Annotated in this window: 19 protein-coding genes and 1 tRNA gene; 13 read left to right on the top strand and 7 right to left on the bottom strand. The window is 66.6% G+C overall.

Going from position 1 to position 24686, the window contains the following annotated elements; genetic code table 11:
• Positions 1 to 79: 79 nt before the first annotated feature.
• The 4 genes from fdhE (at position 80) to HWX09_RS06315 (ending at position 4577) form a co-directional block, all read left to right on the top strand.
• The gene (fdhE, locus tag HWX09_RS06330; protein ID WP_027782653.1) at positions 80 to 1015 is read left to right on the top strand and encodes a formate dehydrogenase accessory protein FdhE; all 936 of its coding nucleotides are present in this window, start codon (positions 80 to 82) and stop codon (positions 1013 to 1015) included.
• 74 nt (positions 1016 to 1089) lie between these two features.
• Positions 1090 to 2529 (top strand): L-seryl-tRNA(Sec) selenium transferase, encoded by a 1440-nt coding sequence (selA, locus tag HWX09_RS06325; RefSeq protein ID WP_027782654.1) that lies wholly within the window; start codon positions 1090 to 1092, stop codon positions 2527 to 2529.
• Positions 2526 to 4451: a selenocysteine-specific translation elongation factor gene (selB, locus tag HWX09_RS06320; RefSeq protein WP_027782655.1), complete on the top strand. Its 1926-nt coding sequence runs from the start codon at positions 2526 to 2528 to the stop codon at positions 4449 to 4451. The genes selA and selB overlap by 4 nt, the downstream gene beginning before the upstream one ends.
• A 30-nt stretch (positions 4452 to 4481) precedes the next feature.
• Positions 4482 to 4577, top strand: a tRNA-Sec gene (locus HWX09_RS06315).
• 304 nt (positions 4578 to 4881) lie between these two features.
• Here the strand turns inward: HWX09_RS06315 and HWX09_RS06310 are convergent.
• Entirely contained in the window at positions 4882 to 5499 is a 618-nt protein-coding gene (locus tag HWX09_RS06310) for a hypothetical protein (protein WP_155257315.1), read from the bottom strand.
• A 1047-nt stretch (positions 5500 to 6546) separates the two neighbouring features.
• On the opposite strand from HWX09_RS06310, the gene HWX09_RS06305 reads away from it, so the two are divergent.
• Both HWX09_RS06305 and HWX09_RS06300 read left to right on the top strand, forming a co-directional pair.
• Entirely contained in the window at positions 6547 to 7035 is a 489-nt protein-coding gene (locus HWX09_RS06305) for an HrpB1 family type III secretion system apparatus protein (protein ID WP_027782656.1), read from the top strand.
• 154 nt (positions 7036 to 7189) lie between these two features.
• Positions 7190 to 8317, top strand: coding sequence for a hypothetical protein (locus HWX09_RS06300; RefSeq protein ID WP_027782657.1), 1128 nt, complete (start codon positions 7190 to 7192; stop codon positions 8315 to 8317).
• Positions 8318 to 8473: 156 nt separating this feature from the next.
• Here HWX09_RS06300 and HWX09_RS06295 read toward each other — a convergent pair whose 3' ends face one another.
• Positions 8474 to 9328 carry a formyltransferase family protein gene (locus tag HWX09_RS06295; RefSeq protein WP_027782658.1) on the bottom strand — a complete coding sequence of 285 codons (855 nt, stop codon included), beginning with the start codon at positions 9326 to 9328 and terminating at the stop codon, positions 8474 to 8476.
• A 207-nt stretch (positions 9329 to 9535) separates the two neighbouring features.
• Positions 9536 to 11296, bottom strand: coding sequence for a hypothetical protein (locus tag HWX09_RS06290; RefSeq protein ID WP_027782659.1), 1761 nt, complete (start codon positions 11294 to 11296; stop codon positions 9536 to 9538).
• 233 nt (positions 11297 to 11529) lie between these two features.
• On the opposite strand from HWX09_RS06290, the gene HWX09_RS06285 reads away from it, so the two are divergent.
• Together HWX09_RS06285 and HWX09_RS06280 are read left to right on the top strand one after the other, a co-directional pair.
• Entirely contained in the window at positions 11530 to 11835 is a 306-nt protein-coding gene (locus HWX09_RS06285) for a hypothetical protein (protein WP_027782660.1), read from the top strand.
• A gap of 19 nt (positions 11836 to 11854) precedes the next feature.
• Complete coding sequence (locus HWX09_RS06280) at positions 11855 to 12214, top strand: HrpB1 family type III secretion system apparatus protein (RefSeq protein ID WP_027782661.1); 360 nt, start codon at positions 11855 to 11857, stop codon at positions 12212 to 12214.
• Between the two features lie 193 nt (positions 12215 to 12407).
• On the opposite strand, the gene HWX09_RS06275 is transcribed toward HWX09_RS06280, so the two are convergent.
• Positions 12408 to 13220 carry a phage tail tip lysozyme gene (locus HWX09_RS06275; RefSeq protein WP_027782662.1) on the bottom strand — a complete coding sequence of 271 codons (813 nt, stop codon included), beginning with the start codon at positions 13218 to 13220 and terminating at the stop codon, positions 12408 to 12410.
• Between the two features lie 298 nt (positions 13221 to 13518).
• Positions 13519 to 15804, bottom strand: a complete 2286-nt coding sequence (locus HWX09_RS06270) for a hypothetical protein (protein ID WP_230469074.1) — start codon at positions 15802 to 15804, stop codon at positions 13519 to 13521.
• Positions 15805 to 16000: 196 nt separating this feature from the next.
• On the opposite strand from HWX09_RS06270, the gene HWX09_RS06265 reads away from it, so the two are divergent.
• Positions 16001 to 16801, top strand: coding sequence for a hypothetical protein (locus tag HWX09_RS06265; protein ID WP_230469075.1), 801 nt, complete (start codon positions 16001 to 16003; stop codon positions 16799 to 16801).
• Between the two features lie 198 nt (positions 16802 to 16999).
• Here the strand turns inward: HWX09_RS06265 and HWX09_RS06260 are convergent, their stop codons facing one another.
• Positions 17000 to 17467, bottom strand: a complete 468-nt coding sequence (locus HWX09_RS06260) for a lytic transglycosylase domain-containing protein (protein ID WP_027782665.1) — start codon at positions 17465 to 17467, stop codon at positions 17000 to 17002.
• 174 nt (positions 17468 to 17641) lie between these two features.
• On the bottom strand, positions 17642 to 19078 hold the full coding sequence (locus HWX09_RS06255; protein ID WP_027782666.1) for a helix-turn-helix transcriptional regulator: 1437 nt from the start codon (positions 19076 to 19078) through the stop codon (positions 17642 to 17644).
• An 890-nt stretch (positions 19079 to 19968) separates the two neighbouring features.
• On the opposite strand from HWX09_RS06255, the gene HWX09_RS06250 reads away from it, so the two are divergent.
• Genes HWX09_RS06250 through pilP form a run of 4 tightly spaced genes read left to right on the top strand, consistent with a single transcriptional unit; the run spans position 19969 to position 24682 of the window.
• A complete protein-coding gene (locus HWX09_RS06250; RefSeq protein ID WP_027782667.1) occupies positions 19969 to 21039 on the top strand; it encodes a toxin co-regulated pilus biosynthesis Q family protein in 1071 nt (356 codons plus the stop codon).
• Entirely contained in the window at positions 21039 to 22772 is a 1734-nt protein-coding gene (locus HWX09_RS06245) for a PilN family type IVB pilus formation outer membrane protein (RefSeq protein ID WP_034185275.1), read from the top strand. The genes HWX09_RS06250 and HWX09_RS06245 overlap by 1 nt, the downstream gene beginning before the upstream one ends.
• A gap of 25 nt (positions 22773 to 22797) precedes the next feature.
• Entirely contained in the window at positions 22798 to 24114 is a 1317-nt protein-coding gene (gene pilO2 / locus HWX09_RS06240; RefSeq protein WP_027782669.1) for a type 4b pilus protein PilO2, read from the top strand.
• Positions 24104 to 24682 carry a type IV pilus biogenesis protein PilP gene (gene pilP, locus HWX09_RS06235; RefSeq protein ID WP_027782670.1) on the top strand — a complete coding sequence of 193 codons (579 nt, stop codon included), beginning with the start codon at positions 24104 to 24106 and terminating at the stop codon, positions 24680 to 24682. The genes pilO2 and pilP overlap by 11 nt, the downstream gene beginning before the upstream one ends.
• Positions 24683 to 24686 lie beyond the last annotated feature (4 nt).

Here is a 24686-nt window from a genome sequence, read left to right as displayed (position 1 = left end):
CGGCGTATCGTTCCGCCCACCGCCGGAATCGCCCGAAAGCGCCGATTCGTCGGCGCTTAGTTTTTTGGAAGACATTTTCGTGACACAACGCATTCTGGAGCCGACCGAGATCTCGGCACTCGATCATTCGGCCATTCCGCGCTTTCGCCTGCCGGAGCGTGCGACCGCGTTCGCCGCGCGCGCCGCGCGGCTGCGCAAGCTTGCCGACCTGAACCCGATCAGCGGCTACCTGCGGCTGATGGCCACCGTCGCCGACGCGCAGCACGCGACGCTGCAGACGCTGGAGTTGCCGCTGCCGTCGAAGGAATCGATCGCACGCGCGCAGGAACATTCGATGCCGCTCGTGCCGGCGCTCGACGGCGAGCGCGATTCGCGCTGGCGTGCCGTGCTGTATGAACTGCTCGATCGCGTCGAAAGCGCCGGGCTCGTCAATCCGCCGCTCGCGAAGCTGCTCGACCGGCTGCGCCTGATGGCGCCCGCCGAACTCGACGCGCAGGCCGATGCTGTCCTCGCGCTGCGCTTCGCCGAGGTCGACCCGGCCACCGCGCCATTCCTGATGGCCGCGCTGCAGGTCGCGTGGACGGATCTCGCGAGCCGCGTGACGCCGGCCGATGTCCCGTATCTCGACCAGCCGGGGCTGTGCCCGGTGTGCGGCACGCATCCGGTCGCGAGCGTGGTGCGCGTCGGCGGCCAGTATCAGGGCTACCGTTTCCTGCAGTGCGGGCTGTGCACGACCGAGTGGCACATGGTGCGCACCAAGTGCTCGCACTGCGATTCGACGAAGGGCATCGCGTATCACGGGATCGAAGGCGGCAGCGAAGCCATCAAGGCCGAATCGTGCGACGAGTGCAAGACCTATCGCAAGATCGGCTATCAGGAGAAGGACTACGAGTTCGAGCCGCTCGCGGACGATCTCGCGAGCCTCACGCTCGACCTGCTGATGAACGAGGCCGGCTACCAGCGCAGTTCGCCGAACCCGCTGCTGTGGCCCGACGTGTCGCGCGAAGCGGACTGACGGCACGGGGCCGGGGCGGTGCGCGAGCGCCGGCCCCGGCCGACTGCGAAGCATGAGACTGGAGCCACCACGACGTGACCGAACCGGGAGTGAATGAACTGAATGCCGTGCTGGCGCGCGTGCCGTCGGTCGAACGTGTGCTGTCGTCGGCGCCGCTGCAGCCGCTCGTCGCGGACTATGGCCGCACGCGCGTGCTCAATGCCGTGCGCGCCGAACTGGAACGCTGGCGCACGGCGGCGCAGCACGATCCCGCGGCGGCCGAGCCGCTCGACGAGCCGCGCATCGCCGCGGCCGTCGCGCACACGTTGGCCGCACAGAGCGCGAGCGCCGTGCGCACCGTGTTCAACCTGACCGGCACCGTGCTGCACACGAACCTCGGGCGCGCGCTGCTGCCCGACGACGCGGTGCGCGCCGTGGTCGACGCGCTCACGCGGCCCGTCAACCTCGAGTTCGATCTCGCCACCGGCCGCCGCGGCGACCGCGACCACCTGATCGACGATCTGCTGTGCGAACTGACGGGCGCGGAAGCCGCGACCGTCGTCAACAACAATGCGGCGGCCGTGCTGCTGACGCTGTCGGCGCTCGCGACGAAGCGGGAAGTGGTCGTGTCGCGCGGCGAGCTGGTCGAGATCGGCGGGGCGTTCCGCATTCCCGACATCATGAGCCGTGCCGGCGCGAAGCTGCACGAGATCGGCACGACCAATCGCACGCACCTGCGCGACTACGCGGACGCGATCGGCCCGCGCACGGCGCTGCTGATGAAGGTGCACTGCAGCAACTACGCGATCAGCGGCTTCACGAAGGAGACGACGCTCGCCGAACTCGCGCCGCTCGCGCGCGAGCACGGGGTGCCGATCGCCGTCGATCTCGGCAGCGGCACGCTGGCCGACCTGTCGCAATGGGGCTTGCCGCACGAGACGACCGTGCAGGAAACCGTCGCGGCCGGCGCAAACGTCGTCACGTTCAGCGGCGACAAGCTGCTCGGCGGCCCGCAGGCCGGCCTGATCGTCGGCGATCGTGCGCTCATCGCGAAGATCAAGAAGCATCCGCTCAAGCGTGCGCTGCGCGTCGGCAAGCTGACGCTCGCGGCGCTCGAACCCGTGCTGCGCCTCTATCAGTCACCCGAATTCCTGCGCGACCGGCTCACGACGCTGCGCCTGCTGACGCGCCCGCAGCGCGAGATCGCCGAAACCGCCGAACGCATGCGCCCGGCGCTGCAGGCCGCGCTCGGCAGCGATTTCGACGTGACGGTCGAGCCGATGTTCAGCCAGATCGGCAGCGGTGCGCTGCCGGTCGACCAGTTGCCGAGCGCCGGGCTCGTCGTGCGCTCAGCGGACGGCAAGCGCGGCGGCCGCGCGCTCATGCAGCTGGAAAAACGCCTGCGCGAATGGCCGCGTCCGGTGCTCGGCCGCGTGGCCGACAACGCGCTGCGGTTCGACCTGCGCTGCCTCGAAGCGGCCGACGAAGCGGCGTTCGTCGCGCAATGCGTGCCGCTCGCGGGGCCCGCTGCATGATCGTCGGCACCGCGGGACACATCGACCACGGCAAGACCACGCTCGTGCGCGCGCTCACGGGCGTCGACACCGATCGGCTGAAGGAAGAGAAGGCGCGCGGCATCTCGATCGAGCTTGGCTATGCCTATACGCCGCTCGACAACGGCGACGTGCTCGGCCTGATCGACGTGCCGGGCCACGAGAAGCTGATTCATACGATGGCGGCCGGTGCGTGCGGCATCGACTTCGCGCTCATCGTGATTGCCGCGGATGACGGCGTGATGCCGCAGACGCGCGAGCATCTCGCGATCCTGCAACTGCTCGGCGTCACGCATGGCGCCGTCGCGCTGACGAAATGCGATCGCGTCGATGCCGCACGCGTTGCCGAGGTGCGCGACGAGATCGCCGCGTGGCTGCACGACTCGACGCTGGCCGGCGTGCCGATCTTCGAAACGCGTGCGACGGTGGCCGACGATCCGGGCGTCACCACGTTGAAGCAGCATCTGGCCGACGCGGCGATCGCATGGCGCGCGCGTCGCGACGACGGGCTGTTCCGGCTCGCGGTCGATCGCGTCTTTACGCTCGCCGGGCAAGGCACCGTCGTGACGGGTACCGCGTTCGCGGGCCGCGTCGCGACGGGCGACACGCTCGCGATCGTGCGCACGGGCGGCGCGGCCCGCGTGCGCAGCATCCATGCGCAGAACCGGCCGGTCGAGGCCGGCCATGCGGGCGAGCGTTGCGCGCTGAACCTGGCCGGCGTCGACAAGGCCGACGTCGAGCGCGGCGACACCGTCGCCGATGCGCGGCTCGTCGCGACGTCGCCGCGTCTGGACGTCGAGCTGACGCTGCTCGCGGACGCGGGGCTGACGCTGACCCACTGGGCGCCGCTGCACGTGCATCTCGGCACGCTGCATCGCATGGCCCATGTCGCGCTGCTCGACGGCGACACGCTCGCGGCCGGCCAGCGGATGCGTGTGCAACTGGTGTTCGACGAGCCGGTGTTCGCACTGCCGGGCGACCGCTTCATCGTCCGCAATCCGCAGGCGACGCGCACTGTCGGCGGCGGCCGGGTGCTCGATCCGTTCGGGCCGGCGCGCAAGCGCCGCACGCCTGCGCGCCGCGCATGGCTCGATGCGCTCGCGACGTGGCTCGACGAAGGGCGCCTCGATGCGCTGCTCGCGCAGGCGCCGCTCGGCATTGCGCGCGCGACGCTCACGCATCTGACGGGATTCGCACCCGATGCGCTGGCGTTGCCTGGCGATGCGCTGGCGATCGGGCAACGCGATGCCGCGTCGAACGAAGGCGCGGTGATTGCGCATGCGCACTGGCGTGCGTTGCAGACGCGGGCGGTCGATACGCTGCGCGTGTATCACGAACGCATGCCCGACGAACAAGGGCTCGACGCCGCACGCCTGCGGCGAATGGCTGCGCCGCTCGTCGGGGATGCGCTGTGGCGGGCGCTCGTCGATGCGCTGGTGTCCGGCGGCGAAGTCGCGCGCAGCGGGCCGTGGCTGCATCTGCCGTCGCATTCGGTGAGCCTCGAGCCGCGCGAGGAAGCGCTGGCGCGGCAACTGCTGCCGTTGATCCACGCGGGGCGCTTCGATCCGCCGTGGGTGCGCGACCTGGCCCGCGATACGGGCACGGCCGAGGACGCGGTGCGCGCGCTGCTGCGCAAGCTCGCACGGCGCGGCGACGTGCATCAGGTCGTGCGCGACCTGTTCTATCATGCGGACGTCGCGCGCGAACTGGCGGAACTGGTCGCGCATCTCGCGCCGTTGCGCGGCGGCGGGCTCGATGCGGCGACGTTCCGCGATGCGACGGGCCTCGGTCGCAAGCGCGCGATCCAGATTCTCGAGTTCTTCGATCGGGTTGGGTATACTCGCTTCCGCCGCGATCTTCACTACCTGCGGCCTGACAGCGGTTGGGTGGGTATTCAGGCGTAGGCGCTCGTCGTTCTTGTGTTTTTTCTCCGCGGAAGGCATTCGTATCCGGTGGTACGGCCGGGCTTCAAACCCGGTTGGGGGTGTCAGACACTCCCGGGTCAGTTCGACTCTGGCTGCCTTCCGCCAATCATGGCTTCGTGCGCATTCCGGTGGCTTCGGCGGCTCCTCCAACCGATATGGACGAAGCCAGCGACCGCACGTCGCGTACGCGGCCGTATCAAGGCAATATTCGACGCTGAAACAGTCATGGACCATCGTACTGGCGGTGAGCGCTCGATGCACACCGTCTATTCATGAGCGTGCGACACGGGCAATCTGATTCCGATCAGATGTGCAATGGGCTTGACGTCCTCCCTGCCTTCAGACAGGGAGGACGTCAAGGTCATGCCTTACGCTCTCAACGTTCCTTGCCGATTGGCTAAAGGCGTTCTTACCATCCGCGCTGAATACCGGTCTTCACGATGTGCGCGTCATAGTCTTCCTCGGAACTGAGCTGGGCTCTGAGGGCATTGTAATAGTCAGGAGCTTGAACACCATGGATCTGATGTTCGCTCCCATTCGGCGCCTGATAATACGGGTTCATTCCGGGCCGATCTGGCACGACGACGGCCTGCGGATATACCGACTGACGCGCGGCTAATTCCCGATCAACTTGACGAGCGGTGTGCGCATGCGATTGCGGGACGTAAACGCCACGAAACTCTGACGGCGGAATACCGTGACGGGTGTCTTCGTACGGGGATGCATATGCCGCTGGGGCACTTGCGTGCGCTGTCACCATAAAAGTATTCTGCATCCGATGGTAGGCCTGAGATTGCCCGTGAGGTGACAAACCTGTTGTTTGTTGATTCCTCGCCATCATCGCGAGAAGCTGCTCAGGCTCCATACCGCCATTCACCAATTCTTCAAAATCCTTACGTTGTTCGGGACTCAACGAGCGAAGCACCTCTTCCGTTGATGGCGCGTGTGTTTCAGTATGCAGCCGGCCGTATCCATGGCGCTCGAGCGCGACGGACAGCGCCCCATGCGCAGGATTTTCCAGAGCCATGCGCGCGGCGCGCTCCCGCTGTTGAGGGTCCGAGCTACCCTGTATCCGGGTAACATCAATATCGTTCCGCTCCACTCGACCGTCGTGTGATTGATTAAATGCAATGTTCCGATCTCGCATCTGGTTTTGAGAAAGGACACCGTTTCGCCTTACGCTGCTATAGGAGGCGGCAAACGCGGGATCGGTCGTCGTTGGCGCAGAAGATGGACGCCCGTGGAATGCCGGCGGCATCCCATGGATAGGAGGCTGCGTGTGAGAGGCGGGCCAAGTCCCCGACCCTGCCCCCGAGCCGGGCGCTGGGTACGGTTCATGAAAATCAGTCGTGTAAGCCTGGTTGCCGTACGTCACTCGAGGAAAGCTGTTGTTGCCCGTCATGTGGGTTTCTCCGGTTAACACAAGGTGTACTACCGATATTAATGATGTAGGCCGACCCGGAAGCCTCGCTCACGCGCAATAAAAGCATGAAACGCGAACCAGAGAACGCTTCAATCTGAAAGCGGCAATTGACTGGAAGTAGTGCAACTAAAGATTGCATCTGCTTACTACCGGCGCGAATCCGGCCCGGTACGTCGATCACCGACAACTTGTGTTGCCACGCTCGACGAAGCGTTCGCACGTCGAGCATCATTCCATGGACAGCGCTTCGTGTCCGTGGTGACCGCTCCATTTTATGAGCCGATTGCGTGCGGACGCTGCGTCGGTCGCCGGGGGCGATTCGACGGGCACAGCGTGGCCGATGGCCGGCGCGCATCGACCGGTGGCGGGGCGTCTTCGACGCCGGGCATCGAGCAAGTCCCCGCCTTTCGATACACGGCGAGCGATCCGGCCTATCGCACCGATCGATCCCGTCGCGGTCGGTTTTCTTCTCCGTGCTCTCTTCGCATCCCGATCGTTCCGTTCGCATCGCGTCGGCGAAAGCCGACCCGATACAAGAGACTAACCGCCAGGGGACGCCCACGACGCACGAGCCGACAGCAAGCGCGGCACGGCTGTGCGCAGCGCCGCCGTGCGCTTTTTGATTGCAGCACTCCAGCAGACGAGGACATCGTGACTTACACAGGATGCAGGGATGAGATTGCCGGCGGCCTAACCAAGGTGCTGTGGACGGCTTCGCAGCTCGACGACGAAGCCGACTTCGAGGATCTCCTCGAAGCGATCCGCGTGCTTTGGCCCAGGTGGCCCGGGGCGGGGACGGTCGCCGCGTGGCGCTACGTCCGGCGCCAGGCATGGGGCGACGCGCGCCGCGTGCTCGAAGACGACGACACCGAAGCGAAGCGCTCGGGGCTTCATGCCGCACTGATGGCGGTGTGTCTTTTCGGCCTCGAAGACCCGCTGTGGCACAGCTATGCGCTCAGCGCGGCCGAGCAGCGCGAAAGCATCGAGGGCGCGAAGATCGGCGCGCGTCTGCTCGAGCGTGCCGCAAAGCTCGACGCCAGCGTTCGAGCGCCTGCGTCCACCGACGCACCGGCGAGCACGCACGGCGTGCCGGCCGACAACAGCGGATTCTCCGCGTCGATGACGTGGGTCCGCGCATGAGCAGCTGTTTTCACCTTTTCCGCGCGCCGGGCGATTCGCATTTCAATTGCGGCCTTCGCATCGGTGCGCTTGTAGCAGCGGCAGCAACCTAGACTGACTTTGCCTCGTAGTACCGACGGTCACGCAAACACTTACCCGACAGGAAGAAGACATCATGAATCTGAACGTTCCGAGTATGACCACCTACCCCACCGATCCGGCGAGCTACCTGCAACGGCTGACCAACGGTGCCTCGGCGAGCTCGACGCAGGACGTGCTCAAGGATCTCATCGGCCTCATTAGCCAGTTGCTCCAGCAGATGCAGACCGGGCAGAACGGGCAGGCCGGCGGCATGCCGGGCGGCGCCGGCGGTGCTGGCGGCATGCCCGGTGGCGGCGCGGGCGCAATGCCCGGCGGTATGGGGGCAACGCCCGGCGGTGTGGGGGCGACGCCCGGCGGCATGGGGGGCGCAGGCGCCATGCCGGGCGGCACCGGGGGGATGACGGTGCAAAACGCGGCGGGCGTGCTGGCCTCGTACATGGGGCAGCATGGCATCAGTGCGTCGGACCCGAACGCGATGTACAAACTCGCGTCGAACGCCGACGGCGGCACGCCGCCCACGGTGCAGCAAGCGGCGCAGACGATGCTCGCGAACCCGGGTGCCTACCAGCAGATCGAGACGCACGACGTGGCGGGCACCGACGGCAAGTCCGGGGTCGGCAATTTCCAATGGGCGGCTCAAGGCGGACTCGGTGCGGCGGGCAACGCAACGGGCGGCGCGGGCGGCGTGGCGGGGCAGCCGGGGACGACCGGCGGCTTGCCTGGCACGGGCGGTTTTCCGGCGAACACCAGTACGCTGCCGACGACGGGCGGCTTGCCGGCAACGGGCGCGACGGCAGGCTTCACACCCGGTACGGGCGACCTGTTGAAGGACGGCAAGCCGCTGCAGATGGCCGACGAAGGCAAGGCGCTGGCCAACTTCAACGCGCAGGATGGTGCCGACTTCCAGGCCATGGAAAGCGCGTTGTCGCACGGCGACGGCAATGCCGCGGCGAAGACGCTCGCCAACGCGGTGAAGTCGGGCAAGTTGAGCCAGTCGGATGCGGCGGCGATCGGCGCACAACTGCAGCAGACGGCGAACGCGCATGGCGGTGGCAAGATCAGCCACGACGCGAGCAAGGCGCTTTCGGATGCGCTGGGCGGCGCGAACGTGCTGACGCCGGGCAAGACGCGCGCCGCGGTCGCCTTCGAGAACATCACCGGCATTCACACGGGTACGATCGCCGGCGTCAGTACGAAGTAACGTCGCCGGCAGTTCCGGCGATCATCCCGATCGGCGGCCCGAGCGGCCGCTGATCGGGGGCTGCAGGAAGCGATGATCGGCGACAATCGGCGGCCGCGCTGCGAAACACCGCAGCGCGGCCGCTTCGTTGTTTACCGGCGCAACCGACGTCCCGATTCAGCCCGCCATCTGCTGACGAAGGGACGCGTTCAGCGGGCTCCATTCGAGCAAGGCGACGAAGCCGTCCTGCGCGGCGACCACGACCCAGCGCCGGTACTGATGCACGATCTGCCCGGGCTCGTACGTGTGTGCTTCCTGCCAGGCGGTGGCGCGCCGCACGTGGACGGTCGTGCCGAAGAGCGGCGCGATCGATTCGACGTTCCCGCAGGCCCGCACGACGCGCATCACCTCGGCCACGGGCTGCGCGAAATCGATCGTGCGCTCGGCATCGGCGACGCGCGGCCAGTAGCTGCCCGCACCTTGCGGACGCCGTTCGTTCCAAAGCCGATCGAAGTCGCGGGCCACGCGCGTGGCCAGCCGACGGGCAGCCATCTGCAGCTTCAGCTGCAGCGTCTCGTGCCATTCGTCGGCATCGAGTGGAAAGCATTCGGAATCGACGATCTCCCCGGTATCGAAATCGGCATCGATTCGATGGCAACTGACGCCCCACTCGCGCCGCCCCTCGAGGATGGCGCGCATGGCCGGGTACGGGCCGCGCCCGTCGGGCAGCGGTGACGGATGAAAGTTCGCCGCATGGCGCAGATAGGGCTGCCACGCCGGAATCTTCCAGTTGTAGCCGGCCACGATCAGTGCCTCGCATTGCCGTGCGGCGAGCCAGCGCAGATCGTCTTCGTCGATGCGCGACAGCTGCACCGGAATGCGCAGCTTGTCCGCGCGCTCGACGAGTTCGCTATTGAAGTCGAGCCGGTTGTCGACCGGAAACGAGTAGAGCGCCACAGGCTCCCAGCCGGCGGCCACGAACGCGTCGAAGACGACACGCCAGCGATCGAAGCCGGCGAACGCGAATCGCATGGTCGGTTCTCCCTTTCACAATGAAGGTCATGGCGGCATGGACGGCGATGACGGCCGACGGCCACACCCCGCTTCACGGTAAGCGCGCACGGTGGAGGACAGCCTGTGCATTCCGAAGTTTCGTCGAGTGCCGCGAACCGGCAAATGAATCGCCGACTGCGCGCCGCGGCGAGGACGTCGCTATTGCGCCTTACGCCGCGCCGCGCGTCAAGACCTCAGCCCGAGGTTCTTCTTGATGGCGTCCTCCGCCGTCTTGGCGGCGGTTGCCGTGAGGCCGGGCTGCCCGATGATGTTGGCGATCTGCTTGAGCCGCTCGCTGTCGGTCAGCGGTGCGGCGCTCCGGCTGGAAGCCGACGTATCGCGCGGCGCCGTCGCCGCTTGCGGTTTTTCGCGCCGCGCGCGTGCCAGCTGTGAAAGCAGCAGTGCCGCTTCGCCCTTCGGAATGCCGCTGTCTGTCAGCAGCGTGTGCGCGGCGATCAGATCCTGATTGCGGCTCGCGCGCGGATGGTTGCCCACGATCGCGAGCGCCTGCCTCGCGCGCTGTGCGCCTGATGCATCGACTGCCATGTCGGCACCCGCGAGCGCCGCAAGCGAGGCTGGATCGAGGCGCCCGATGCTCTTGGTGACCATCGACAGAATATGCTTGACCACGATGTCGCGCTCGGCATCCTTGTGTACCTTCGCCTTGTCTTCAGCATGCATGCCCGAGATCAAGCGCTTGCTGAACGACGTCGCGCTGTTGGCGTAGCGGCGTGCATCGTCATAGAGCGACGCATAGATACCCGCCTGCGCCTGCGGGCTACGCAAGTCCGCAGGCAGGCCTTCGTCCTCCGGCCGAGCCTCCATCGCGCGCAGATCGTCGATCTTCGCGCGGCTCGTTTGCAGCGCCGCGCGCAGGCGCTCGTCCTGCGTCTGGCCCGTGTAGTCGTGCGGGGCCAATACCGTGTCGACGTAGCGTTGAATCGTGGCGGCCTTCGCATTGCGCAGGTTTTGCCGCCCTTCGACAAACGGCTTCTTCAAATCGAGCGCTTCCTTGACCGCGTTGGTCAGGTGCCCGGATGCCGCGAGCGGTGCCAGCGCGCCGTGCGAGCCGCCAATGAGCAGCCCGCTTGCCGTCAGACCGATTGCGGACGTGACCGACTGGTAGAGCGCGCCGTTACGTTGTTTGCCCTTGTTCTCCGCGATGCTCATGGCGGTCAATACGTCGCGGGCACGCTGCGTGAGCGGATGCGCGTCGTCTCGCGCAATGCGCGAGAGCTTGCCTTTGTCGTATTGCCATTCTCCCTTGCTGTTTTTCGTCAGCAGCAGGTTGTCGACCTGGTTCGGCATCGGCGCGCCCGGCGGGCGTTTTTCGGGGTGCTCGAAGCGTTCGACGTCGGCGGCGAGCATCGCCTTGACCTTGGTTTCGTAACGGCTATGGATCGAATGCGCGGCGGCGGCGTTCGAGCCCGAGGCCAGCGCGTTCACGAGGTCGGTGGCGGGCGCCGCGTCGTAGCCGAACTGTCCGTGCGCCGCCGTCGATGCACCGTTCAGGCCGTCTTTCGCGGGCCGCTTGGCGGCGAAGGCCGTCAACGTCATGCCTTTGCGGTTGACGCCCATCGCGTGCGCGAAATCGGCGAAGAGCCGGCCCTTGCCGCCGGCGCCCGGTACGAATGCGCCGATGTCGTCCACGCCGGGCTTTTGCGGCGCGATAGCCGCTGCGGGCTTCGGAGCAGCGGGCGCGGCGGGCGGACCTTCCGCGCACGGGCGCTTGCCGAGGCTGCCGAGTTCCTCGATGAGCGCGCCGGCACTCGCGCGCCGCGTCGGCATCGGCGCGGGTTTCGCTCCGGTGGAGGGGCCGGGGTCGCTCGGTGTGCGGGTGAGGGACGCGGATTCGATTGCATGCGACGGGAACGCGATCTTGGGTGGGGGCGCCATGATGTTTTCGGACCAGGAGACAAGATGGACTGCACTGTGCGAGCCGGTCATGACACTCCCGTGAACCGCGCGAAGCATCGTTCGGATTGGCGAAGCAGGTTCGCGGCGGCATACCGCCGAGCCGTCTCGCGGGTGTTGCTCATTCGGTTTTCGCGGTGCGGCTTCGCGCGCGCGAACGCTTTCGCATCCGCATTCATTAGATTGGAACGAGGGCCGCCTTCATGCGGTTCGGTGTCGCGCGTTTCATCGAACGCGCGTTTCGTTCACGATCAAGGAGAAAACGAATGAGCTTCATCGGCAATATTGTGAAGAGCGTAGTCGGGGATGTCACCAAGGCTGCAGGGGATGTTCTCCATGGTGTCGGCAACGCGCTGCACGGCGCGGCGACGTTCGGCAAGGGGCTGCTGAGCGGCAACCCGAAGGAAGCCCTTGCGGGGGCAGGGGCCATTGCGAAGGGTGGGCTCGAGGCGCTCGAGGGCGGCACGGCGCTCGCGGAAAACCTGACGCCGGAGGGCGCCGCTACCGCGCTCGCATTGGCGGGCGGCAAGGAGGCGGTGCGAACGCTGACCTCAGGCACGGGCGCCGCCTGATGCACGGACGGTGACGAGCATGATGGAGCTTCTTACCGAACGGCCGGCCGATGCGCCGGCCATGGCGCAGGCGATCATCGAGCATATCGAGGCCAACGAGCTGGACGAGGCCGAGGCGCTGCTGGCGCACATGCACGATGTCTACCCCGAAACGCGCGAGGTGCACGTCTTTGCCGTGACGATCGCATTGGTGCGCGGGCGTCCGCACGAAGCGTGGCAGATCGTGAACGGATTGCCCGACGATCGCGCGCCCGAACTGAAGGCGATCTGCCTGAAACTCCTCGACGATCCGTCGTGGCATGGCTATGCGACGGCACACGAGGACAGTACCGATCCCTACGTGCGCCTTGCCATGCGGCGCCTGCTCGAAAGAGACTGATGACCGCTCCCGGGGCCTTCGGCCCCGCTCGGCGAACCCCATCGAGTCGTTTCCGTCGAATCCGGGTAGTCGATGTATTGCCGACGAGCGGCGTTTTCGCGCGGCGGAAAATGCCGTGCAAAGAAAATCCCGCCCGGACATCGGGCGGGATCGTGCGAGCTTCAAACGCCCCGGGGGGCGGACGCGTTCGCGTTCAGAGACCTTGCGCGAGGAATTGCTCGGCGTACTTGTTGCGGTTTTCCATTTGCGGATCGGTGGCCTGTTCGTAGTCCTTGTCCCAGACCAGTGCCGCTTGTTCCGCCGTCGTCGTCTGCTTGATGTCCGTGATCGTCTTGCTGTACGTCGTGTCGAGTTCCTGATTCATGAAGCCGATGTTGGCTTCGAGGCTGCCCGGGTCGAGCCCGTGCTGCTTCGCATAGTTGATTTCGCCTTGTTTGCGCGTGCCGCCCCATTGTGCAAGACCCCAACCGTTGGCGTTGTCGTCCGCGAAGTTGCCGGAGGGCGCGCCTGTCGCTCCGCCTTGATTGACGTTGCCTTGCAGCCCGCTTTCCTGCTGCAGGTTGCCGAGCACGCCAGCGACCTGCGCGTCGGTCAGGCCGTAGCGCGATTTGAGATCCTGTGCGATGGCGTGCGCGGCGTCGCCGCCCGATACATTGGGCAGCGTGTTGCCGTTGCCGCCGCCACCGCTTCCACCGCCGCCTATTCCCGGCGACGCGCCGCCACCGCCCTGGCCGCCACCGCCGCCACTCATGCCCGCGGGAGCGCCTCCGCCACCGCCGGCATAGGCGGGCGGCGCGGAGTACGAAGGCGTACCGCCGCCGATGCCGCCCACACCACCCGCATCGCCTGAATTCTGGCTGGAGGGGTCGAGAATCTGCTTGATTTCTTCGATGAGCAACTCGAGCAGTTGTACGAGCTGCGATTCGTTCGTGCCGCCGATGCCGCCGACATCGTCGATGCCGTTCAGATAGCCGGCGTTATAGCCTTGCACTGCCGTGGTGGACATGATTTTCTCCGCGTGAGAATGACGTTATTCATCAGCTGCTGATGGAGGGCCGATAGCGGCCGCGTGCGAAACCTAATTTATTGCCCGGCGCTTACGGCGCCTTGACGGATGCGAAGCCGTCGCCGGATTGCCGAACCGCCGAACCGCCGAACCGCCGAACCGCCGAACCGCCGAACCGCCGAACCGGGTGGCGGCCGCGATGCCGATGCAAGCGGCTTGCGGCAGGCGAGCCGCCGCGCCACGGATGCGGCCACCCGCACGAACCTTTCGTTTCGCTAGCTCGGCACGGCCCGTGTGATCAGGCGGTCGTGCGATGCATCACGCCGAGTTCCACCGCGTTGTCGGCGTCGACCGTTCGCCCCTCGTTCGACCGGTTCGACGGGCTCGACGTGCTCGCGGCAAACGGCAGGCATCCCGCGATGATGAGCAGTGCGCCCAACGCGTTCTCCGTGAAGTTCTTATCGCCGGCGGACCAATCGCTTCTACCCCCCACCGCGTGATTGACCACGGCGGTGGCCGCATAAAGGGAGAGGAACAGGCTGAGACGCGCGATTCCCGCGCCGGCCGCCTTGTCCCCGAGCTGCCTGGCCGTGCTGGTTTCGGAGGTGTCGATCTTGCCCCAGCTCAGGCGCAGCGACTTCAGTTCATCGAGCGCCTTGCCCGTGAAGCCGTGCGTCGAGATTTCCGAGGCCACGCGTCCCCCGATCGCATCCAGCCCCTCGCCGGCGGCATTCGCTGCCGAATAGCCGAACAGGCCTTTGATCGATGCGTTGGTCTTCGTGTGGTGAATGAGGCTGTCGACGTAGGACGTGGCCGACCATTGCGAGCTGGCCTGCGCGGTGTTCACGGCGAGCTGGTTCACGAAATACGGAGCGCCGTTGAGCGCCTGGCCTCTGACGGGGCGCTCGTAGCCTGCGTCGTGATTGCCTTCGAGCGGGCGGAACACGTTGATCACGTCGCGCGCCAGATATGCGTACGATTTGATCGCGCTAGGCAGCATGCCGGCGAGCTGCCCAAGATGCCCGTTGCCCTCGTCGTTCTTGCCGGCATGGGCGGCGAGCCCCACCGTCATTACCAGTGCGATGAGCTGCGCACCGTGGCCCGCGTAGGTCTTCTTGTCCGCGGTGCCGGTGTGATACTTGTGCAACATCGCGACCAGGTTGCCCATCGCCGCCGCAGTGAACAGCGAGGCCGTGATGACGCCGCGTGTTTCGGGCCCGGCGCCGGTCTTGTCGAGGACGGCTTCGGTCGCCATCGAGCACAGCTCCCGGAAGAGCGTGGCGCCGCCGGTCGCGACGAATTCATGACTGAACGCGTTGACGAGGTTGGCCGTCCACCCTTTGAGCGGTTGCGCGGCGCCGTAGGGGTTCCGAGTCAGCATGTCGCCGACGTTCGAGATGAACGACCGGATTTGCCCCGGCCGGGACAGCGCCGCCGAAAGGTGGTCGCTGATCGCGGCGGCCGATGCCGGACGTATGTCTTCGGGTTCCGCGACCGCCGATGTCCCGGCGGGGGCCAGCGTGCGGGTTTCCAGGGCTATCCGGGACGACGAACTCGGAACGGTTGTCTCGGGCTGGACTTCGGGATCCTGAATGTCGGTATCGTGCGCGACGAGGTGAGGCGCCGAGAAGCTGGCCGGATTCGGGGAGAGCGGGCTCCGGGACGTCGTGTCGTGCTCCTCGGGCAACGAAGGTGTCTCGGGTAGGCGCGACGATGACGCCTCCGCGTGGGAAGGCATCGTGAAAGTATTTTTTGCCGGCACGGGTTTGTCTTCGGGGGGCTCGGAAACAGCTTTTCCCAGCGCAGGTTTATGTTGATCGAAGACGGGGCTGGACGGAGCGGATGAGGAGGCGTCCGATGCGGCGCGGGGGAGCAAGGCCGGGTTCGCCCCCTTGTCGAGCGACAGCGTGCCGGTCGCGCGGGACGTTTCGGGTTTCGATTCGGCCTCGCTCGTCGTCGCGGTTGTCAGCCCCGTGGCTTCCTTCTCGTGCGGCAGCGGGCTGGCCGAACGCGACGTGGCCGGTTGCTTGCCGGCAGTTTTCGTTTCCACCGGCTCCTGAGGTCGAACGGGCGCCGCACTGTCGTGCTGCGATGCCGGCGTGTGTGGCTGCAGTTCCTCGTGTACGGGCAATGCTTCGCTCGACTGCCCGCCCCCCGACAAGTCGAGCACCGACACCGTCTCGTCTCCCAGGGCTGCACGTTGAGCGCTCAGCTTGCCCGAACCGGGCAGCGACCGTGAGCCTCCACCGTGGCGGCCGATCGCGGAGCCTGACGACGATGATGCGCGCGGAGGGAGCGAGTTGCGCCTGACGGGCAACGGTGCCGGCAGCGCCGGCGATGGGGGCTGCGCCGTCCCAGCCGGTTGCGATGTTGTCGAAAGCGGGCCCGCCTGCGCCGGTGCATGGGTGCCGGTATGCGCCGGAAAGGCGGGTGCATTGCTCAGCGCACCGAGCAATGCGCCGCCGGAGGGGCGCGGGCCGGGCATCGATGCGCTTCGTTGGCGCGGGGCCGGCGCGGGCTGCGTGTCGTTGCGCGGGAGGTCGAGCGATGAAGACCGTACTTGCGTGCTGTTGCTGATCGTCATGACGTTTCCTTTCGGTTGATTTCGATCGTTCGACGTCGCCTCGCGACAAAGGCCTCGATGGACTTGCGCGCTGCCTCATCGCGTCCAGGCGGTCGACGTGCCTTCGCCCGTCGATTCCGTCTTCGCGCTTTGCGAACGTGGGTTCTCGTGGTGGAAAGGTAAAACGACATCACGGTGACAGCCTGCCGATTCCGAAGTGGCGTGCAAAAAAACGCACGTCGATGCCAGCGCCGGTGCTACGACCGCGGATCTCTTTGCGCACTTCATCGCATGTGCCGCATGCGCGCTTCGCAATTTCGCTCGCCGCGTCGCGTCGCTTGCGTTGCGCAATGCCGTGGCGCATAAGCTTGCGCTTGCATTCCTCGATATCGCTCCGCGTGAGTGGGATGCGGGGACCGTGCCGCACCGACATCGAGCGATGTTGCTGGCGACGGAAATCGTCATGTCACTCAAGGAGTTCGCCATGAACAACTTAGGAATTCGGCCGGGGCTCGTCCAGTCCCGTGTCGCGGAGTTCGAGAAAGGGACGAAGAACGGTGCGGCCGACGGCGCACAAAAGCAATCGCCCGCGCGCAGCAAAGGCCAACTGGACGGGCTATCCAGCTTCAAGGGGGCCGATGGCGCGCCGCCACCTCCGCCTCCGCCGCCCCGCAACTTTGCCAGCCTGCCGGGGCGCGCGGGGAACGTCGGCGCACAGGTGCTGAGTTCGGCGCTTCATGCCGGAAGTCACTTTCTGCCGCCCGGCGTCGCGTCCACCGCCATGCATGCGGCGGGTGACATCGTGCGTCCATCGGCCCTTGGCGCAGGGGACCCCGTGACGCAAATGGCTGCGATGCAACACGACTTCATGAAGCAGCAAAACGAGATGACGCGGCTCAACAACGCGAACACGATGGCGGCCGCGGTCAACCAGCAGTCGCAGGAGCTCACGTCGGCGCTGGCGTCGGTGGGCAACAAGGGCGCCAGCAACATTTCGAACGCCGCCAAGGGGCAGTAACGGCTGCGGCGGGCCGCGGCGTTTTCGCGCGCGGCTCGCGAACGCCCCGGTCCGATCGTCCACGCTTTGTTCCTGCTTCGTCCCCGCTTGGCGCTTGCCTTGGCGCTCGCGATACGGGACGACTTCCTCATGCAACGTCGCTTTCTCTCTCGATGACGTTCGCGGGCAGCCGGGTCTCCCCGGCTGCCCCTGCTCGGCCTACTGCCCGTCATCCGCCAGCTTCATGCGCTCGACGATGCGTTCCACCGAACGCGCGTAGCGGTCGCGCTCGGCAGGTGTCTCCGAATGGTAGGCGCCGATCGCCGCCCAGGTATTCCCGTACTTGACCATCATCTTGTGCAGGTGCCACGCAGCCACGTAGACGCTCGAGCATGGGTTCATGAGGTCGTCCGCCGAGACGCCGTAGCGCGACAGCAGCGGAAGGTGAATCGAGTTGATCTGCATCATGCCGTAATCGGTCGAACCGTTCCGGTTGCGATGGAGCGCGTTCGCATTGGCATGCGATTCCTGCCACGCGATCGCGCGCAGCACGACGGGGCTCACATGTTGATAGGCCGCGGCCGCCGCAAAGCAGTCGGGGGTCTGCGCGCGCACGTCGGTGGGCCGCGCGGACAGAACGGCAAGCGCCAGCGCGAGCGCCGGCTTGGGTGTGAATAGTCGCATCATGGATCATCCGGTAAGAGCAGCGGTGCGGGAATCGCTTCGCACCGGCGTGCGAATGAAAACGCCGTCCGACCCACGCGTTTGCGTTTCGTCGGACGGCGTGGGCGGAAAAATGCCGCGGGCCGGCCGTGTTACCGATCGGTGGTGCAGGCGCTTTGGCGCCGCACACCGCTGCCCTCAGCGGCCCATCGTCTCCGAGGGCGCTTCCTGGAACACGCGCCGGTAGCCGTTGACCAGCGTCGAACGATGGCGCACGCCCCACTTGTTCGCGACGTCGAGCACGCGCGTGGCCGGTGCGCCGTCGTCGAGCAGATCGTCGCGAATGCGCTCCATCCGCTGGCGCCGGATCAGCTCGCTCGGCGACAGCCCGAGGTGGTTCTTGAACGCTGCCTGCATCGCGCGCTCGGTCACGCCCACATGCGATGCCACTTCGCGCACCGAAAGGTCCTTCTGGTCGAGGTTGTCCATCAGGTAGCGATAGGCGCGGCGGTATTTCGCCGGCAGGCGGGCGCTCACGTCGTCGGAGCGCTGCGCCGTGCGCGATGCCTGCATGTGATCGGCCGCGGCGGCGGGCATCGACATGCTGTCCGCGCGCACATGCTGAATCGAGGCGAGCGCGTAGCGGCCGTAGAACTGTGCGAATTCCTGCGTGCGCATCTGCTGCTGCATGATCTTCGCGCGGCAGTAGAGGTAGTCGAGGTACCAGCGCGCATGCTGGCTGCCTTGCGAATTCGCCGCGCCGGACGCATCAAGCATCGCTTCGGCCAACGGCGTCGCGTGGCCGGCGATCGCGGCCAGCGTGATTTCGAGGCACAGGCTGCGGTGATAATCGTTGAGGCCTGCCTGGCGGCTCCAGCTCACGTATTGCTTGAGCGTTTCGCCCGCGCTCGTCCGGCCGTCGGCCAGCGAAACGAGCCGGTTCAGGTGCGAGAGTCGTTCGGCCAGCAGCGGCAGCGCGGTCCCGGCGGGCTGCGAGCCGGGTACCGGTGCCTCGCTCGGCTCGAACTCCGCGATAGCCGAGCGCCAGTAGATGTGGTCGGCGAGTCGCTCGGCACCGTGCAGTTCGTGCTGCGCGAAGAGGTCCCGCCGCAGCGCCTCCACGAGGTAGCTCCAGCGGCGATCGTCATGCGTTGCCGCCAGCGCGGCCAGCTCACCGAGGCGATGGCACGCCGCCTGGATCAAGCCCAGATGAAACGAAACGAGTGTCGCACCGACGAGGCTGTCGAGACGCTGGCGCGGCGTGGCTGCCTTTTCCTCGCCGACACGTTTGAAGCAACTGAGCGCGACGTTGAACTGGTTGCGGAACAAGGCTTGCCAGCCGGTATTGCGGCACGACGCGATCCGCAGATCGTCGCGATGGGCGCGAATGGCTTTTTGCGCGCGGCGATACGTTTCCTCCGCTTCTTCATGGCGGCCGAGCATCAGCTCGAGGTCGGCGCAGACTTGCAGCAGTGCGTAGCCGGGCTGAGCTTGCGCCGTGTCGGTATCGGCATGGCGTGCGGCGTGGCGGACAGCGTCGAGAAACTGGCCTTGGAGCATTTTCGAGGCGACGTCCGCAGGGGTATCGTCGAAAGCGAGGGCCGAGGCGGCGGCGAAGTAGATCGTTGAGAACATGTCGTGCTCCTGACTCAATGAGCGATGCGTTACGCGGCGTGAAACGATTCGTGAAGCAGTGAGCGCATGTTTTCATCGCGGGCCGATTCAGTCGCGTGTTTGTGATGGTTTGTTACCTTCGGCTCGGCATCGGCATTTGTCGGAGAGGGCGGTGCCGCGGTGGACTTTCACGCACGAGCGGGAGGCGTGCGTCGCGGTTGTTTGATGATTTGTTACGTTTGCCGCCGCCGTGCGCTGTTTGGCGCGGTGCACGGCGAGCCTGTCTGCGCGACGAAGGCGTCGTGCGCTCCCGTCACGATTGGAAGAGCGCCATGAATCGGTTCGCGCTTGTTTATCAAGAACGATTAAACATTGGAGTCTTAATCTCAATCCGACTCACACACGGAAATTCGGATATCTTCTGCACGGCACCCAATTGGCGACTCGCGCGCGAACGGTGCCGTAGCACATTATTGTATCTGGCATATTTCCACGGGCCGCGATTCCGCGATTCGCGTCGAAACGTTCCAAAAAGCGTGTCGGATGCCGCAGCGCCTTGCTGGGCGGGGATTGTGTCGCGAGGACGACGCGCTCGCGTCAGTGCCTGTATCATCCATGCCGGCCGAGAATGAATGATTTTCCGCGAGTATTTTTTTACTTAAAGGTGCGGTTTACTTTGTCGTAAACATTCATTGAGCTGTAGTGCTATCCTTACGCGTCGTTACTGTTTTCTTACAGAATTTCTTTCGAATTCCTGACGCCTTTCGGTACTGCTTTCAGGGCAGCTATTGACATGGTTCAAGCAGATTGAAAAGAACGTGGCAACAAAAAAAATAGAGCTTCCGGTGCGTCCGAGGTGCGTGAGCGACAAGAGGTGGAACCGGGCGAGGGCGAATGTCTGGAGAGCGGTGATGCCGTTGGCAATTCGGGCGCTGCTGTGCGGCGTCTGGTTCGCCTGCACGGTCGCGCACGCTTCCGATCAGCAAGTCATCGTCGACGGCGGGCAGCGCCTGGGCGGCGTCGTGCGCTCGGGCGGCCACGACGTTCCGCTGCTGCGCGCGCTCGAGCAGATCATGCCGACGAGCTACAGCATCAATGTGCCGAACGCGGGCGCATGGGCCGACGCGCCCGTGAGCTGGCGCGCCGGCTCGTCGGTCGTGCACGCGCTCGGCGAGGTGCTGTCGGGCGATCCTGCGCTGCAGGCGCGCATCGATACGGATATGCGTTTGCTCACGGTGACGGCGCATGCGCGGCGTGCAAACGTTGACGCGCCGCAGCCTTCCTCGCCTGCGCCCGGCGCGGCCTCGCGCATGAACGGTGCCGCGACGAATGCGTCTTCCACCTTGCCCACGGGCGCGGCGCCGATGGCTCCCGCGGGACTTGCCATTGCACAGGCGCAGACCGTGGCGCAGGCGCGCGTTTCGACGTCGACGCCTGCAACACCGGCATCGGCTCGCACACCGGCGGTCCCGCCCGTGCCGGCACCGGCACCGGCGCCCGCTCCGGTGATGTCGCCCGCACCGGCAGCCGGGCCGGCCACGCCGGCATCGGTACCCGCACTTGTTTCAGCACCGCCGCGAGCGCGGGTACCCGCGCCCGCCAAGCGTGACGCCATGGCGCCCCCGCTGCTCGCCGCCACGCAACCGGCGTCCGGCCCGGACTCGCCGGCGCCGTCGTCGGCGCCCGCCGCGACGCCGGCGTTCGTACCCGCCGCGCCGCCCGAGCGCACGGAGTGGCAGATGCGCCTGTCGGACGGCTCCGTGCGCAATGCGCTCTCGCGCTGGGCGAGCGAAGCCGGCTGGCAATTCATTTGGGACGTGCCGACCGATTTTCAGGTCGACGCGACGGCCACGATACACGGCACGCTCGCCGAAGCGCTGCGTCAGGTGACCAATGCGCTCGCCGGCTCGCAGGTGCCGATTCAGGTGGTCTTGTACCAGCGCAACCGCGTCATGCGCGTCGTTCCCAAAGGAGCAAGTTGATGAGCGTTCTCCGTCGTCCTTTCGTCATCCTTGCCGCATGCCTCTCGCTGCTCGCGGGGTGCACCGGTCTGCTGGACAAGATCGAGCGCAACTCGCAGGCCGATACCGCGCGTGCGGGGCAACTGCTCGGCAAGCTCTCGAACGGCGACAACCGCGCGGTGCCGGGCAGTGACGGCGTCATCGTCAAAGACGAACTCTGGCTTTCGGGCAAGACGATCAAGATCGCGACGAAATCGACGCTGCCGAAGCTCTTCGACGAGCCGGCGAGCTTCGACGGCACGGTCGATTCGCTGCGCATGTTCGCCGATCGCATTTCACGCCTCGCGCACCTGCCGGCCAAGGTTGCGCCGGGCACGAGCGAAGCGGCCGCGCGCGCCACGCAGACCGCGGTCGATACGGGGGGCGCCGGCGCGTATCTCGGCGTGCCGCCGCTGCCCGCCGGCCTGCTGCAGGGGCCCGCGCCGAGCACGAGCGCCGCGACGGTGGCCGCGCGCGTGCCGAGCGTATCCTCGCCCGTGCGTATCGCGTATTCGGGCGGCACGCTGCGCGGGCTGCTCGACACGGCGTCGGCGCGCTTCGGCGTCTACTGGAAGTACGAGGACGGCGCGATCGTCTTCTTCTACACGGCCACGCGCGTCTATCAGGTTGTCGCCATTCCGGGCGACTCGAAGCTGGATACGAACGTCGTGAGCGGTGCGAGCAACAGCGGTGGCGCGTCGAGCAACAGCGCGGGGGGCGCGGGCGGATCGGGCGCCGGTGGCGCGGGCATCGGCGGCGGAGGCGGCGGGACGTCCGGTTCGCCGTCCGTGTCGTCGGACAACACCGCGAACATCACGATGAACGCGCAGCTCTCGGTGTACAACGGCTTGCAGACGGCGATCAAGGCGATGCTCTCTCCGGTAGGCTCGGTCATCACCTCGCCGGCCACGGGCTCGATCTCGGTCACCGATACGCCCGATGTGCTCGAGCGCGTGGGCGAGTTCATGGAGCAGCAAAACCGCGTGCTCGCGCGGCAGGTGCTCGTGAACGTGACGGTGCTCTCGGTCACGCTTTCCGCACAGGACAGCTACGGCATCAACTGGCACGCGGTCTATCAGGCGCTCGGCACGCAGTTCGGCATCACCACCGCGTTCACGAGCATGATCCAGAACCCGAGCGAGCTCTCGGCCACGGTGATCACGCCGTCGAGCCGCGCGTCGAGCACGACGGCCATCATCGATGCGCTTTCGACGCAGGGCACGGTGCACCGCAAGACCTCGGCCTCGATCACGACGCTCAACGATCAGCCCGTTCCCGTGCAGGTGGCCGAGCAGCAAGGCTATCTCGCGCAGATCTCGACGACCAACACCGTCAACGTCGGCAGCCAGACGTCGCTCACGCCGGGCACGATCACGACCGGCTTCAACCTCACGGTGCTGCCGCACATCCTCGACGACGGCACGATCATGATGCAGTTCTACAGCAACATTTCGTCGCTCGTGAACCTTGTGCCGTTCGGCCCGACGAACCAGCAGATCCAGCTGCCGACCGTCGATACGCGCAACTTCCTGCAGCGCATCGCCGTGAAGTCGGGGCAGACGCTCGTCATCAGCGGCTACGAGGGCATCACCGATCTGGATAACCGGCAAGGCGTCGGCCATCCGTCGAACTATGCGATGGGCGGGTTCAACGCCTCCGGCACGCGCGAGGTGATCGTCATCCTGCTTTCGCCGATCGCGATCAACGGCGCTTGACGCGCGCTCGGGCACAGGATCCGTCATGGCGACGCAAATCATCGAGATCGGCCGCCAGCGTTTCATATGCGGCCTTTTCTGGCAATCGCTGTCGCGCCGGCACGCGCTGCGCGCGGAGGCGGTGGAACTTGCCGCGCGCCTGAATTTCGATGCGATGGTGCTGCGTATCGACCGCACCTTCGCGGGCGCGGGTTTTGCGAGCACGCGCGAGGGCGCGCAACTGGGCTTGCCGTCGCTGGGCGCGCTCGTGTCGAAGACGATCGCGGCCGAAGGCGCGTTCTACGACGGGCGCCAGCAGCCGGCGCCGAACTGGCTCGGCGCGTTTCATCTGCCCGACGGGCGCTGGGCCTACTTCGCCGTGCGCGACGGCGCGTTTCTGCCGAACGGCGATTGGATCGGTTCCAGCGAAGAAGTGTTCGAGCGGCTGCACAGCGATTACAGCCTCGGCGGCTGGAACGTCGTCATCGGCGATCCGCAGCTGGAAGTGCAGGGATTCCACAACTTCTACGCGCGGCGTATCGAGGACATGATCCCGCGCCGGGGCGGCAAGCCGAATTTGCCGCGCTGGCTCAACCTGTCGCGTGTCTCGCGGCGCGCACCGCGGCGCGAGGTGCTGCTGGTCGCCGTTGCGATCGTGGTGGTGGCCGCGGTCGTGGCCGGCATCGTCGCGTACCGGCGCCACCGTATGGAACTCGAGCGGCAGCAGGCGTTCGAGCGGATGCGCGCGGAGCTCGCGCTGCATCCGCCCAAGCCCGCGGCACCGCCCGAAGCCGCGCACCCATGGGCCGGCGAGCCGCGGCCCGATGCGTTCGTTCGCGCGTGCCTCGATCATTTCACGCACATCGCGCCGGGCGGCTGGGAACTCGACGACTACGTTTGCCGCGCCTCGAACGTCAGCTACAGCTGGTCGCGGGGCGGATCGAACGTGGCGATGTTGATGGCGGCGGAGCCGCGCGCGACGATCGACGGCAACGGCGAGCATGCGAGCTACGTGGAGCCGCTGGCATTGCCCGTGGGGGGAGACGAAGTGCTCGATGGCGTGCGCGGCGTGCGCTTGCGCATGCTTTCCGCCTTCCAGTTGCTTGGCATCGGTCTGACGTTCACGCTGCAGCCGGCAAGCGCGCCGCAGCGCAGCCTCGCTTCGCAAACGCTGGACCGGCTGCATCCGGGCGGCGGCCCGCCCCCGGCGCCGAGCTGGCAGACCTGGCGCATGTCCGCGCAACTGGGCGACGTGCGGCCCGACAGCCTCATCAGGTACCTCGACGAGCCGGGCGTGCGCGTCGAGACGCTTTCATACAAATCCGGGCAGTGGACGCTCGACGGAGTGCTTTATGAGAAATGACGAAGCATGGACTGTGCTGGTGCTCGCCTGCTGCTGCGCGTGGCCGTTGGCCGCGTTCGGCGAGGCCAGCGCCGCAGCTGCCGCGGCCGCCGCGCCCGCTGAAGCGGCGCCGCGCATGAACGTCGTTCCGACACCGGCCGCCGTGCAGGCCGCCAACGAACTGATGCGGCTACAGGAGGAAACGATGATCCTCAAGGCACAGCTGAAAAAGCTCGATGCGCAGGCGCAGGTGGCGGAGCGGCAAGAAGCGCTGCACCGGATGGGCAGTACCGTCTCCTCGTATTCGGACGTGTCGCTCGTGGCGACACAAGGGCTCGGCAAGAAGCTCGGCGCAACGGTGGCGACGAGCGACGGAGCGGAGTTCGACGTCGGGCCCGGCGATACGCTGCCCAACGGCATGCGCGTGGCGGCCATTCGCCCGGGTGCGATCGTCCTCGCATCGCAAGACGGACGGCGCACGACGCTGACCGTCTCCGCGAGCGCGCGGCAGCAGCCCGCCCGCAACCTGGCGTCGACAGGCTCGCCCGGCGTGCCGCCGCTGCCTGCTTTGCCGATGCCTGCGAGGTGATGCG

This window comes from Burkholderia sp. BCC1208 (assembly GCF_902833095.1).
In the GTDB taxonomy this organism is placed as follows: Bacteria; Pseudomonadota; Gammaproteobacteria; order Burkholderiales; family Burkholderiaceae; genus Burkholderia.
The sequence above is the reverse complement of the archived record's forward strand: the minus strand, read 5'-3'. Positions and strand labels throughout refer to the sequence as shown.

Coding starts and splice junctions, on each gene's coding strand:
- HWX09_RS06250 (WP_027782667.1), top strand. CDS start 19,969: ATGCCGTTGGCAATTCGGGCGCTGCTGTGCGGCGTCTGGTTCGCCTGC.
- HWX09_RS06270 (WP_230469074.1), bottom strand. CDS start 15,804: ATGACGATCAGCAACAGCACGCAAGTACGGTCTTCATCGCTCGACCTC.
- HWX09_RS06260 (WP_027782665.1), bottom strand. CDS start 17,467: ATGATGCGACTATTCACACCCAAGCCGGCGCTCGCGCTGGCGCTTGCC.
- pilP (WP_027782670.1), top strand. CDS start 24,104: ATGAGAAATGACGAAGCATGGACTGTGCTGGTGCTCGCCTGCTGCTGC.
- pilO2 (WP_027782669.1), top strand. CDS start 22,798: ATGGCGACGCAAATCATCGAGATCGGCCGCCAGCGTTTCATATGCGGC.
- HWX09_RS06275 (WP_027782662.1), bottom strand. CDS start 13,220: ATGTCCACCACGGCAGTGCAAGGCTATAACGCCGGCTATCTGAACGGC.
- HWX09_RS06255 (WP_027782666.1), bottom strand. CDS start 19,078: ATGTTCTCAACGATCTACTTCGCCGCCGCCTCGGCCCTCGCTTTCGAC.
- HWX09_RS06300 (WP_027782657.1), top strand. CDS start 7,190: ATGAATCTGAACGTTCCGAGTATGACCACCTACCCCACCGATCCGGCG.
- selB (WP_027782655.1), top strand. CDS start 2,526: ATGATCGTCGGCACCGCGGGACACATCGACCACGGCAAGACCACGCTC.
- HWX09_RS06295 (WP_027782658.1), bottom strand. CDS start 9,328: ATGCGATTCGCGTTCGCCGGCTTCGATCGCTGGCGTGTCGTCTTCGAC.
- HWX09_RS06310 (WP_155257315.1), bottom strand. CDS start 5,499: ATGGCTCTGGAAAATCCTGCGCATGGGGCGCTGTCCGTCGCGCTCGAG.
- HWX09_RS06245 (WP_034185275.1), top strand. CDS start 21,039: ATGAGCGTTCTCCGTCGTCCTTTCGTCATCCTTGCCGCATGCCTCTCG.
- HWX09_RS06285 (WP_027782660.1), top strand. CDS start 11,530: ATGAGCTTCATCGGCAATATTGTGAAGAGCGTAGTCGGGGATGTCACC.
- HWX09_RS06290 (WP_027782659.1), bottom strand. CDS start 11,296: ATGACCGGCTCGCACAGTGCAGTCCATCTTGTCTCCTGGTCCGAAAAC.
- HWX09_RS06280 (WP_027782661.1), top strand. CDS start 11,855: ATGATGGAGCTTCTTACCGAACGGCCGGCCGATGCGCCGGCCATGGCG.